Below are 13,985 nucleotides of genomic sequence, written 5' to 3' on the forward strand. Positions count from 1 at the left end.
GGTGCCGATCGGCGTGGCGGGCGAGCTGTATGTCGGGGGCGCGGGCGTGGCGCGCGGTTATCTGAACCGTCCCGAGCTGACGGCCGAGCGCTTCATCGAGCATCGCGTCCCGGGCGCGCCCTATCGGCGCCTGTATAAATCGGGCGACCGCGCGCGCCTGCTGCCGGATGGCCGGCTCGATTATCTGGGGCGCCTCGATGCGCAGGTCAAGCTGCGCGGCTATCGCATCGAACTGGGCGAGATCGAGGCGCGCCTGGTGGCATGCGAGGGCGTGGGCGAGGCGGTGGTGGTGGCGCTCGGCGAAGGCGGCGACATGCGGCTGGTGGCCTATCTGGTGCCGGCGGTTGGCGCGCAGCTGGAAGCGGCGGCGCTGCGCGCGGCGCTGGCGCGGCAAGTGGCCGAGTACATGATACCGGGCGCGTTCGTGATGCTGGAGGCGTTGCCGCTGACGCCGAACGGCAAGCTCGATCGCAAGGCGCTGCCGGCGCCGGATGCGTCGGCGCTGGCGGTGCGCGAATATGCGCCGCCGCAAGGCGCGGCGGAAGAGGCCATCGCCGCGATCTGGCAGGAACTGCTGGGCGTGGAGCAGGTGGGCCGGCACGATCACTTCTTCGAGCTGGGCGGCCATTCGCTGATGGTGATCGGCATGCTCGAGCGCCTGCGCCAGCGGGGCTGGCATGGCGATGTGCGCGGCGTCTTCGGGGCGCCGACGCTGGCGGAACTGGCGGCCGGATTGGTGACGGCCGGCGGCGCGGCGGCGTTCGAGGTGCCGCCCAACAGCATCCCGGCCGGCGCGACGGTGATCACGCCGGAGATGCTGCCGCTGGTGGCGTTGACGCCGGCGCAGATCGAGCAGGTGGCGGCGTCCGTGCCCGGCGGCGCGGCCAATATCCAGGACATCTATCCGCTGGCGCCGGTGCAGGCGGGCATCCTGTTCCATCACCTGCTGGGGGGGGAGGGCGACGCCTATCTGATGCGTTCGGTGATCAGCTTCGACACGGCCGCGCGGATGGAGGCGTTCCTGGACGCGCTGCAGCGGGTCATCGACCGCCACGACATCTTGCGCAGCGCCGTGCGCTGGCAAGGCTTGCCGCAGCCGGTGCAGGTGGTGCACCGCGCGGCGCCGCTGGCCATCGAACGGCTCGACGGCGGCGCCGATGCGCTTGAGCGGTTGATGGCGCAAACCGATCCGCGCCGGACCCGCATGGACCTGCAGCATGCTCCTTTGCTACGCGCCTATACCGCTTATGACGATGCAAGTGGCAAGCAGCACCTGTCGCTGTTAAGCCATCACCTGGTGAGCGACCACGTGACGAAAGACTTGTTGATCGCCGAGATAGGCCTGTTGCTGCGGGACCGGTCCGACCAATTGCCGGCCTCGCTGCCTTACCGCAATTTCATCGCGCAGACGCTAAACGACGATCCTGCCGTGCAAGAGGCATATTTCCGGCGTGTGCTGGGCGATGTGGAGGAACCGACGGCGCCGTTCGGCCTGCTCGATGTGCAAGGCAGCGGCAAGGACGTGCGCATCGCGCGCGTGACATTGGAGAAGGCGATGAGCGCGCGGCTGCGCGAGGCCGCGCGGCGCCACGCGATGACGCCGGCGGTGCTGTTCCACGTGGCCTGGGCGTTGGTGCTGGGCCGCTGCGTCGGACGCGACGATGTGGTGTTCGGCACCGTGCTGTCGGGCCGCATGCGCGGTACGGCGGGCAGCGGCGGCACGCTGGGCATGTTCATCAACACCCTGCCGATACGGATCCGGCTCGACGGCGCCAGCGCGCTGGACGCCGTCGCCGCCACCTACCGCGACCTGGGCGAGTTGCTGACGCACGAACAGGCGCCGCTGGCATTGGCGCAGCGCTGCAGTGGCGTCGTCGCTCCCGCCCCGTTGTTTACGACGCTGTTGAACTACAGACATAGCCCGCAGTTGGCGGCGGACCATGTGCTCGCCGAGTGGGAAGGCATTGAAGCAATGTCTTCCGAGGAGCGCACCAACTATCCGATCGACGTGTCGATCGACGATACGGGGAGCGACTTCGCCCTCGAAGCGTGCACGGTGCGGATCGCCCCGCAGCGCATCATCGGCTATCTGCACACCGCGCTCGGCCAGCTGCTGGACGCGCTGGAAGCGGCGCCTGACACGCCGTTGCAGGCCTTGCATATCCTGCCGCCCGATGAGCGCGACGCCTTGCTCGACGCCTATCCCGTGACGCCGGCGTCGCCGGACCTGCTGGCGCATCAGTTGTTCGAGCGCCAGGCGGCGCGCCAGCCGGACGCGCCGGCCGTGCGGACGCGGCAGGAAGTGCTCAGTTACGCCGAACTCAACATCCGGGCCAACCGGCTGGCCCACTATCTGATCGGGCTCGGCGTGGGGCCGGACAGCCGGGTCGGCCTGGCGCTGGAACGCGGCGTCGCCAGCATCGTCGGCATGCTGGCGATCTTGAAGGCCGGCGGCGCCTATGTGCCGCTCGACCCCAATTTCCCGCCGGAGCGGCTGGCGCATATGCTGGGCGACAGCGCGCCGGTGGCCGTGCTGACGCGGCAAGAACTGGCGTCCAGGCTGGCGCCGCAAGACGGCGCCGTGGTGCTGGTCGATGCCGATGCGCAGCGCATCGCGGCCTGCGCGCCGCACAATCCCGATCCGGCGGCCTCGGGGCTGCGCGCGCACCATCTCGCCTATGTGATCTATACGTCGGGCTCGACCGGGCTGCCGAAGGGCGTGATGGTCGAGCACGGCAACTTGTGCAACTACAGTGCCGGCGCCGTGGCGTTGTTCGCCTCGCATGCCGGCGACACCGTCCTGCATCAGAACACCCTGAACTTCGACCTGTCGGTGGAGGAAATCTTCCCGGCGCTGGCCAGCGGCGCGGCCGTCATGCCGACCGAGGGCCTGTTCGGCGCCAACCTGGCGCTGGACGATGGCATGCGGCCGAGCGTGGTGCACCTGACGTCGGCCCATTGGCACAACCTGGTGGGCCATTGGCTGGCGGCGCCGCACCTGGCCTTGCAGCAATTGCACGGGGTGCGGCTGATCAACGTCACCGGCGACGTGCTGTCGCCGCAAAAGATACTCGACTGGGAAACCATCCGTCCGGCCGGCGTCAGGCTGGTCAACACCTACGGGCCGACCGAGGCCACGGTGTCCTGCACCGCCACCTATGTGGCGGCGGACGACGCGCGCTCGATGACCTCGATCGGCACGCCGATGCTGAATGCCCGGATCTACATTCTGGATGGCAGGCAGCGCCTGCTGCCTGCCGGGGCGACCGGCGAGATCTGCATCGGCGGGCTGGGCATCGCGCGCGGCTATCTCAATCGCGACGACTTGAACGCGAGCCGCTTTGTCGCCGATCCGTTCAGCGCCGGGCCCGGCGCCCGCCTGTACCGCACGGGCGACCTGGGGCGCTGGGGCGACGACGGCGCCGTGTATTTTCAGGGGCGTAACGATTTCCAGGTCAAGGTGCGCGGCTTCCGCATCGAGCTGGAGGAGATTGAATCGGCGCTGCTGCGCTGCGAAGGCGTGCGCGACGCCGTCGTCGTGGCGCGGCCGGAGGCCGACGGCGGCAAGCGCCTGGTGGCCTACGTGGTCGCGACCGACGGCGCGGCGCTGTCGGCGGCCACGCTACGCCCGTTGCTGCTGACGCGCCTGGCCGAATACATGGTGCCCGGCGCCATCGTCGTGCTGCCGGCTTTCCCGTTGACGCCGAACGGCAAATTGGACCGCAAGGCCTTGCCGGCGCCGGACGACGATCCGCACCAGGCGGCGCCGGCCGAACCGCCGCAGGGGGAAATGGAAACACTGCTGGCGGACATCTGGCGGCAATTGCTGGGCGTGTCACAGGTCGGCCGGCACGACGATTTCTTTGCCCTGGGCGGCCATTCGCTGCTGGCGATTCAATTGCTGGCGTGTGTGCGCGAACAGGTCGGCATCGAACTGGAGCTCAGGACCTTGTTCCAGGCGTCCTCGCTGTCGGCGCTGGCAGAGGAAGTCAGTGCCTTGCAGCTGGCGGCGCTGAGCGAGGAGGAGCTCGCCGAGCTGACGCGCGACCTGGATGCCCTGGACGAAAGCGAACTAGAGGCAATCTTAACCCGAGAACAGGAAGGTTTTGGTAATGAATAGTCCGCTGACGAGAGCCGAACAATTAAAGCAAAAAGTCCTGATCTCGCGGGCGGCGAAGTTGCTCGCGCTGCGCACGCGCGGCGACAGGGAAGACGCCATCGCTCCCGTCGCGCGCGATGCCGCACTGCCGTTGTCGTGGGGACAGCAGCGTCTGTGGCTCCTGGACCGGCTGGACCCGGCGGCCGGCGCCGCCTACCACATGCCCGCGCGGCTGCGGCTGCGCGGCCACCTCGACGCTGGCGCCTTGCGCGCTGCGCTGACGCGCATCGTGGCGCGCCATGAGGTGCTGCGCACCCGTTTCGTCGAGCAGGCAGGCCTGCCGGCGCAGCAGATCGACGCGCCGGCCGCATTCGCACTGGCGGTGAGCGACCTGCGCGCCTTGGCGGGGCACGAACAAGCCAGCGCCGTCGAACGCTACAGCGTGGACGAGGCGAGCGCGCCGTTCGACCTGGCGCGGGGACCGCTGATCCGCGGCCAGTTGCTGCGACTGGCGGAAGAGGAACACGTGCTGCTGCTGACGCAGCACCACATCGTGTCGGACGGCTGGTCGGTCGGCTTGCTGGTCGAGGAAGTACGGACTTTATATACCGCCTTCAGCCAGGGCCAGGCCGATCCGCTGCCGCCGCTGGCCGTGCAGTACGCCGACTACGCGCAATGGCAGCGCGGCTGGCTGCAGGGCGAGCTGCTGGAGCGCCAACTGGCGTTCTGGCGCGGCCACCTGGGCGGCGCGCCGTCGCTGCTGGAATTGCCGCTGGACCGGCCGCGCCCTGCGCAGCAAAGCTATGCGGGGGGGGCGCTGCCGGTGCGCCTGCCGGCCGCGTTGGCCGATGGCTTGCGCCAGTTGGCGCGGCGGGAAGGGACGACTTTGTTCATGACCTTGCTGGCCGGCTGGTCGGTGCTGCTGTCGCGCTTGAGCGGGCAGGGCGAGGTGGTGACCGGCACGCCGGTGGCGAACCGCCAGCGTGGCGACGTCGCGAACTTGATCGGCTTCTTCGTCAACACGCTGGCGCTGCGCGTGACGCTGGAGGACGATCCCACGGTGGCGCAGCTGCTGGCCCGGGTCAAGGCCGACACGCTGGAGGCCTACAGCCACCAGGATGTGCCGTTCGAGCAGGTGGTCGAGGCGCTCAAGCCGCCGCGCAGCACCAGCCACAGCCCGGTCTTCCAGGTGATGCTGAGCCTGAACAATACGCCTGATCGCAGCCTGACGCTGCCGGGCCTGACACTGGATATATTGGCGCAGCAGCGCGGCAGCGCGCAGTTTGAGTTGAACCTGGCGTTGGAAGAACAGGACGGCTCGCTGCATGGCTGGCTCACCTACGCGAGCACGCTGTTCGATGCGAGCACGGTGGCCCGCTTCATCCAGTACTTCGAAACGATCCTGGCCGGCATGGTGGCCGACGCGCAGCAGGCGGTGAGCCGTCTGCCGCTGCTGGACCCGGCGGGGCTGGCGCAGCTGGCCGGCTTCAACGCGACGGCGCATCCTTATCCGTCGCGCCTGGTGCACGAGCTGTTCGAGGAACAGGTGGCGCGCGACGGCGCGGCGATGGCGCTGGTGTGCGGCGCCGAGCGCCTGAGCTATGCGCAGCTGAACCAGCGCGCCAACCGCCTGGCGCATCATTTGCGCGCGCTGGGCATCGGCCCGGACGAGCGGGTGGCGATCTGCGTCGAGCGCAGCGTCGAGATGGTGGTGGGGCTGTTGGCGATCCTGAAGGCGGGCGGGGCCTACGTGCCGCTGGATCCCGACTATCCGGCCGAACGCCTGGCCTACATGCTGGCCGACAGCGCGCCGCGCGCGCTGCTGACGCACAGCGCCCTGCGCGAGCGGCTGGACGCAGGCGCGTTGCCGGTGCTGGAACTCGACCGCCTGGAGGCGGCGCTGGCCGGCCTGCCGGACGTCAATCCGGAACGTGGCGCGCTGCGTCCCGACCATTTGGCCTATGTGATCTACACCTCCGGCTCCACCGGGCAGCCCAAGGGCGTAATGAACCAGCACGACGGCGTCGTCAACCGTTTGCTGTGGGCGCAGGACACCTACCAGCTGACGGCGCGCGACCGGGTGCTGCAAAAGACGCCGATGGCGTTCGACGTCTCGGTCTGGGAATTTTTGCTGCCGTTGCTGGCCGGGGCGCAACTGGTGATGGCGCGGCCGCAGGGACATCAGGACCCGCAATACCTGGCCGAGGCGATCGAGACGGCGGGCATCACAATGCTGCACTTCGTGCCGTCGATGCTGCAGTTGTTCCTGCCGCAGGCCGACGCGCGCCGCTGCGCCTCGTTGCGGCGCGTGCTGTGCAGCGGCGAGGCGCTGCCGGCGGCGTTGCAGAAGCATTTCCACCGCAGCCTGCCGGACGTCGAACTGCACAATCTGTACGGACCGACCGAGGCGGCGGTCGATGTCACGGCATGGCATTGCCTGCCGGGGCAGGCGGGAAGCAGCGTGCCGATCGGACGTCCGATCGCCAACACGGCGATGTATGTGCTGGACCGCCAAGGGCAGCCGGTGCCGGTGGGCGTGGCCGGCGAACTGTATATCGGCGGCGTGCAGGTGGCACGCGGCTATCTGAACCGCCATGAATTGACGGCCGAGCGTTTCGTGCCCGATCCGTTCAGCGGCGTGCCGCGGGCGCGCATGTACAAGACGGGCGACGTGGGCCGCTGGCGCGAGGATGGCGCCATCGAGTACCTGGGCCGCAACGACTTCCAGGTCAAGCTGCGCGGCCAGCGCATCGAACTGGGCGAGATCGAAGCGCGCCTGGCGGCGTGCGACGGCGTGGGCGAGGCGGTGGTGGTGGCGCTCGGCGAGGGCGGCGACATGCGGCTGGTGGCTTATCTGGTGCCGGCGACGGGAGCGCAGCTGGAAGCGGCGGCGCTGCGCGCGGCGCTGGCGCGGCAAGTGGCCGAGTACATGATACCGGGCGCGTTCGTGATGTTGGAGGCGTTGCCGTTGACGCCGAACGGCAAGCTCGATCGCAAGGCGCTGCCGGCGCCGGATGCGTCGGCGCTGGCGGTGCGCGAATATGCGCCGCCGCAAGGGGCGGCGGAAGAGGCCATCGCCGCGATCTGGCAGGAACTGCTGGGCGTGGAGCAGGTGGGCCGGCACGATCACTTCTTCGAGCTGGGCGGCCATTCGCTGATGGTGATCGGCATGCTCGAGCGCCTGCGCCAGCGGGGCTGGCATGGCGATGTGCGCGGCGTCTTCGGGGCGCCGACGCTGGCGGAACTGGCGGCTGGATTGGTGACGGCCGGCGGCGCGGCGGCGTTCGAGGTGCCGCTCAACGGCATCCCGGCCGGCGCGACGGCGATCACGCCGGAGATGCTGTCGCTGGTGGCGTTGACGCCGGCGCAGATCGAGCAGGTAGCGGCGTCCGTGCCCGGCGGCGTGGCCAACATCCAGGACATTTATCCGCTGGCGCCACTGCAGGCGGGCATCTTGTTCCACCACCTGCTGGGCGGCGAGGGCGACGCCTACCTCATGCGCTCCGTGCTCAGCTTCGACACGGCCGCGCGCATGGCCGCGTTCCTGGACGCGCTGCAGCGGGTCATCGACCGCCACGACATCTTGCGCAGCGCCGTGCGCTGGCAAGGCTTGCCGCAACCGGTGCAGGTGGTGCACCGCGCGGCGCCGCTGACCATCGAGCGGCTCGACGGCGGCGCCGATGCGCTTGAGCGGCTGATGGTGCAAACCGACACACGTCAACTGCGGCTGGATTTGCAGCGCGCGCCGCTGCTGTCCGCCTGGGCCGTGCAAGCGCCGGACAGCGAGGTTTGCCATTTGGCGCTGCTGACCCACCATCTGGTGTGCGACCACGTGACGCTGGAAGTGGTCATCGGGGAGATCGGCATGCTGCTGGCCGGGCGAGGCGCGGCACTGCCGCCGGCGCTGCCTTACCGCAATTTCGTGGCGCAGACGCTGGCCGTCGATCCGGCCGTGCACGAAGCCTATTTCCGTGCCCAATTGGGTGATGTGGACGAGCCGACGGCGCCGTTCGGACTGTTCGATGTACGGGGCGACGGCCAGCACGTCGATGAAGTTCGGATTGGTCTCGATGGCAACGTGTCATCGTCGATCAGGGCACTGGCGCGCCAGCATAGGGTATCGCCGGCAGTGCTGTTCCATGTGGCCTGGGCCCTCGTGGTGGCGCGGTGCAGCGACCGTCGGGAGGCGGTGTTTGGAACGGTGCTGTCGGGCCGCTTGCAGGGCACCAGCGGTGCTGACCGGGTGCTGGGCATGTTCATCAATACGCTGCCGGTGCGCATCAAGCTCGAAGGCGTCAGCGTGGGCGAGGTGGTGGCTGCGGTGTACGCTCAACTGGGCGAACTGCTGGAGCATGAGCAGGCGCCGCTGGCTCTGGCGCAGCGTTGCAGCGGTGTCGCCGCACCGGCGCCTTTGTTTACGTCGTTACTGAACTACCGCCATAGCCGCAGTAATGACCAGGATCCGCAAGCGGCGCTGGCCTGGGTAGGCATCGAGGCCGGGCCCGGCGAGGAGCGGACCAACTATCCGCTGACGCTGTCGGTGGATGACCTGGGGCAGGCATTCGCCATCACGGCGCAGTGCGATGGCGTGAGCGCGGCCCGGGTCGCGGACCTGCTGGCACACGCCGTGGAGCAATTCGTCCTGGCCTTGCAGCTGAGACCCGAGGCGCAACTGAGCAGCCTTGCCATCCTGCCAGCCGCCGAACGGCATCAGCTGCTGGAACAATTCCAGGGCGCGCCGCGCGCGTATCCAGCGAGCCTGGTGCACGAGCTGTTCGAGCAGCAGGTGGCGCGCGACGGCGCGGCGACGGCGCTGGTGTGCGGCGCCGAGCGCCTGAGCTATGCGCAGCTGAACCAGCGCGCCAACCGCCTGGCGCATCATTTGCGCGCGCTGGGCATCGGCCCGGACGAGCGGGTGGCGATCTGCGTCGAGCGCAGCGTCGAGATGGTGGTGGGCCTGCTGGCGATCCTGAAGGCGGGCGGCGCCTACGTGCCGCTGGACCCGGACTATCCGGGCGAACGCCTGGCCTATATGTTGGCCGACAGTGCGCCGCGCGCGCTGCTGACGCACAGCGCCCTGCGCGAGCGGCTGGACGCAGGCGCGGTGCCGGTGCTGGAACTCGACCGCCTGGAGGCGGCGCTGGCCGGCCTGCCGGACACCAATCCGGAACGTGGCGCGCTGCGTCCCGACCATTTGGCCTATGTGATCTACACCTCCGGCTCCACCGGGCAGCCGAAAGGCGTGATGAACCAGCACGACGGCGTCGTCAACCGCTTGTTGTGGGGGCAGGACACCTACCAGCTGACGGCGCGCGACCGGGTGCTGCAAAAGACGCCGATGGCGTTCGACGTCTCGGTCTGGGAATTCTTCCTGCCGCTGCTGGCCGGGGCGCAACTGGTGATGGCACGGCCGCAGGGTCACCTGGATCCGCAATACCTGGCCGAGGCGATCGAAGCTGCGGGCATCACGATGATGCACTTCGTGCCGTCGATGCTGCAGCTGTTCCTGCCGCAGGCCGACGCGCGCCGCTGCGCTTCGTTGCGGCGCGTGCTGTGCAGCGGCGAGGCGCTGCCGGCGGCGCTGCAGCAGCATTTCCACCGCAGCCTGCCGGACGTCGAACTGCACAATCTGTACGGGCCGACCGAGGCGGCGGTCGAGGTCACGGCATGGCACTGCTTGCCGGGACAGGGGGGAAGCAGCGTGCCGATCGGACGTCCGATCGCCAACACGGCGATGTATGTGCTGGACCGCCAGGGCCAGCCGGTGCCGGTGGGCGTGGCCGGCGAACTGTATATCGGCGGCGTGCAGGTGGCACGCGGCTATCTGAACCGCCATGAATTGACGGCCGAGCGTTTCGTGCCCGATTCGTTCAGCGGCGTGCCGCGGGCGCGCATGTACAAGACGGGCGACGTGGGCCGCTGGCGCGAGGATGGCGCGATCGAATACCTGGGCCGCAACGACTTCCAGGTCAAGCTGCGCGGCCAGCGCATCGAACTGGGCGAGATCGAAGCTCGCCTGGTGGCATGCGACGGCGTGGGCGAGGCGGTGGTGGTGGCGCGCGGCGAAGGCGGCGACATGCGGCTGGTGGCCTATCTGGTGCCGGCGGCGGGAGCGCAGCTGGAAGCGGCGGCGCTGCGCGCGGCGCTGGCGCGGCAAGTGGCCGAATACATGATACCGGGCGCGTTCGTGATGCTGGAGGCGTTGCCGCTGACGCCGAACGGCAAGCTCGATCGCAAGGCCCTGCCGGCGCCGGACGCGTCGGCGCTGGCGGCGCGCGAGTACGTGCCGCCACAGGGAGTGGTGGAAAAGGCGATCGCGACGATCTGGCGGGAACTGCTGGGCGTGGAGCAGGTGGGCCGGCACGATCACTTCTTCGAGCTGGGCGGCCATTCACTGATGTTGATCAGCATGCTCGAACGCCTGCGCCAGCAGGGCTGGCATGGCGATGTGCGCGGCGTTTTCGCGGCGCCGACGCTGGCGGCGCTGGCGGCCAGGTTGGTGACGACCGGCGGCGCGGTGGCGGTCGAAGTGCCGCCCAACGGCATTCCGGCTGGCGCGACGCAGATCACGCCGGAGATGCTGCCGCTGGTGGCGTTGACGCCGGCGCAGATCGAGCAGGTGGCGGCGTCTGTTCCCGGCGGCGCGGCCAATATCCAGGACATCTATCCGCTGGCGCCACTGCAGGCGGGCATCTTGTTCCATCACCTGCTGGGCGGCGAGGGCGATGCCTACCTGCTACGCTCCACGCTCAGTTTCGACACCGCCGCGCGCATGGGCGCGTTCCTGGCCGCGCTGCAGCAGGTCATCGATCGCCACGACATCTTGCGCAGCGCCGTGCACTGGCAAGGCTTGCCGCAGCCGGTGCAGGTGGTGCACCGCGTGGCGCGACTGCCCGTGACGAGGCTGCCAACGGACGGAAACACGCCGGCACGCGAACAGTTACTGGCGCAAGCAGATCCGCGCCGACTGCGCCTGGATTTGCAGCGCGCGCCGCTGCTGTCCGCCTGGACCGTGCAAGCGCCGGACAGCGAGGTTTGCCATCTGGCGCTGCTGACCCACCATCTGGTGTGCGACCACGTGACGCTGGAAGTCGTCATCGGGGAGATCGGCATGCTGCTGGCCGGGCGAGGCGCGGCACTGCCGTCGGCGCTGCCTTACCGCAATTTCGTGGCGCAGACGCTGGCCGTCGATCCGGCCGTGCACGAAGCCTATTTCCGCGCCCAATTGGGTGATGTGGACGAGCCGACGGCGCCGTTCGGACTGTTCGATGTACGCGGTGACGGCCAGCACGTCGATGAAGTTCGGATTGGTCTCGATGGCAACATGTCATCGTCGATCAGGGCACTGGCGCGCCAGCATAGGGTATCGCCGGCAGTGCTGTTCCATGTGGCCTGGGCCCTCGTGGTGGCGCAGTGCAGCGACCGTCGGGAGGCGGTGTTTGGAACGGTGCTGTCGGGCCGCTTGCAGGGTACCAGCGGTGCGGACCGGGTGCTGGGCATGTTCATCAATACGCTGCCGGTGCGCATCAGGCTCGAAGGCGTCGGCGTGGGCGAATCCGTGGCCGCGGTGTACGCCCAATTGAGCGAGTTGGTGGCGCATGAACAGGCGCCGTTGGCCCTGGCGCAGCGCTGCAGCGGTGTCGCCGCGCCGGTGCCTTTGTTTACGTCTTTACTGAATTATCGTCACAGCGGGGACAATACCCAGGATCCGCAAGCGGCATCGGCGTGGGCGGGGATCGAGGCCGCGCCTGACGAGGAGCGGACCAACTATCCGCTGACGCTGTCGGTGGACGACCTGGGGCAGGCGTTCGCCATCACGGCGCAGTGCGTCGGCGTGAGCGCGGCCCGGGTCGCGGACCTGCTGGCGCACGCCGTGGAGCAATTCGTCCTGGCCTTGCAGCTGAGGCCCGAGGCGCAACTGAGCAGCCTTGCCATCCTGCCTGCCGCCGAACGGCATCAGCTGCTGGAACAATTCCAGGGCGCGCCGCGCGCGTATCCAGCGAGCCTGGTGCACGAGCTGTTCGAGCAGCAGGTGGCGCGCGATGGCGCGGCGACGGCGCTGGTGTGCGGCGCCGAGCGCCTGAGCTATGCGCAGCTGAACCAGCGCGCCAACCGCCTGGCGCATCACTTGCGCGCGCTGGGCATCGGCCCGGACGAGCGGGTGGCGATCTGCGTCGAGCGCAGCGTCGAGATGGTGGTGGGCCTGCTGGCGATCCTGAAGGCGGGCGGGGCCTACGTGCCGCTGGATCCCGACTATCCGGCCGAGCGCCTGGCCTACATGCTGGCCGACAGTGCGCCGCGCGCGCTGTTGACGCACAGCGCCTTGCGTGACCGGCTGGCCGCGGGCGCCGTGCCGGTGCTCGAACTCGATGGCTTGGAGGCGGCGCTGGCCGGCCTGCCGGACACCAATCCGGAACGTGGCGCGCTGCGCCCGGACCATCTGGCCTACGTGATCTACACCTCCGGCTCCACCGGGCAGCCGAAAGGCGCGATGAACCAGCACGACGGCGTCGTCAACCGTTTGCTGTGGGCACAGGACACCTACCAGCTGACGGCGCGCGACCGCGTTCTGCAAAAGACGCCGATGGCGTTCGACGTCTCGGTCTGGGAATTTTTCCTGCCGTTGCTGGCCGGGGCGCAACTGGTGATGGCGCGGCCGCAGGGACATCAGGACCCGCAATACCTGGCCGAGGCGATCGAGACGGCGGGCATCACAATGCTGCACTTCGTGCCGTCGATGCTGCAGCTGTTCCTGCCGCAGGCCGACGCGCGCCGCTGCGCTTCGTTGCGGCGCGTGCTGTGCAGCGGCGAGGCGCTGCCGGCGGCGTTGCAGCAGCATTTCCACCGCAGCCTGCCGGACGTCGAACTGCACAATCTGTACGGACCGACCGAGGCGGCGGTCGATGTCACGGCATGGCATTGCCTGCCGGGGCAGGCGGGAAGCAGCGTGCCGATCGGACGTCCGATCGCCAACACGGCGATGTATGTGCTGGACCGCCAAGGGCAGCCGGTGCCGGTGGGCGTGGCCGGCGAACTGTATATCGGCGGCGTGCAGGTGGCACGCGGCTATCTGAACCGCCATGAATTGACGGCCGAGCGTTTCGTGCCCGATCCGTTCAGCGGCGTGCCGCGGGCGCGCATGTACAAGACGGGCGACGTGGGCCGCTGGCGCGAGGATGGCGCGATCGAATACCTGGGCCGCAACGACTTCCAGGTCAAGCTGCGCGGCCAGCGCATCGAACTGGGCGAGATCGAAGCGCGCCTGATGGCATGCGAGGGCGTGGGCGAGGCGGTGGTGGTGGCGCGCGGCGAGGGCGGCGACATGCGGCTGGTGGCCTATCTGGTGCCGGCGGCGGGAGCGCAGCTGGAAGCGGCGGCGCTGCGCGCGGCGCTGGCGCGGCAAGTGGCCGAGTACATGATACCGGGCGCGTTCGTGATGCTGGAGGCGTTGCCGCTGACCCCGAACGGCAAGCTCGATCGCAAGGCGCTGCCGGCGCCGGATGCGTCGGCGCTGGCGGCGCGCGAGTATGTACCGCCACAGGGAGTGGTGGAAAAGGCGATTGCGGCGATCTGGCAAGACTTGCTCGGCGTGGAAAAGGTAGGCCGGCACGACAATTTCTTCGAGCTGGGCGGCCACTCGCTGCTGGCGATCCAGTTATTGAGTTTGCTGCGCGGCCAATTCGGCGTGGAGTTGACCATACACGAGCTATTCCATCAGGCCACCGTTGACGCAATTGGTATGGTAATCAGCGATAAACAGCTGGCGCAATTCGCTGCCGCCGACATCGAGGTGCTGAGCAAGGACATTGACGAGTTGCCGGAGGCGGAACTCATGCAATTGCTGGAAGAGGAACGCAGGCTTGCCGCGACAAACTAACCATGACCG

2 protein-coding genes are annotated in these 13,985 nt (G+C 68.9%); both read left to right on the plus strand.

Annotation, left to right across the window (positions count from 1 at the left end; translation table 11 throughout):
- Window positions 1-4,120 (plus strand): amino acid adenylation domain-containing protein (locus ACEN9F_RS00005; RefSeq protein ID WP_413416546.1); only part of this gene is annotated, 4,120 nt, incomplete at its 5' end.
- Complete coding sequence (locus ACEN9F_RS00010; RefSeq protein WP_413416548.1) at window positions 4,113-13,976, plus strand: amino acid adenylation domain-containing protein; 9,864 nt, start codon at window positions 4,113-4,115, stop codon at window positions 13,974-13,976. The genes ACEN9F_RS00005 and ACEN9F_RS00010, both read left to right, overlap by 8 nt.
- The last annotated feature ends 9 nt before the right edge of the window (window positions 13,977-13,985 follow it).

It is taken from the genome of Duganella sp. CT11-25 (assembly GCF_047302815.1).
GTDB lineage: Bacteria > Pseudomonadota > Gammaproteobacteria > Burkholderiales > Burkholderiaceae_D > Rugamonas.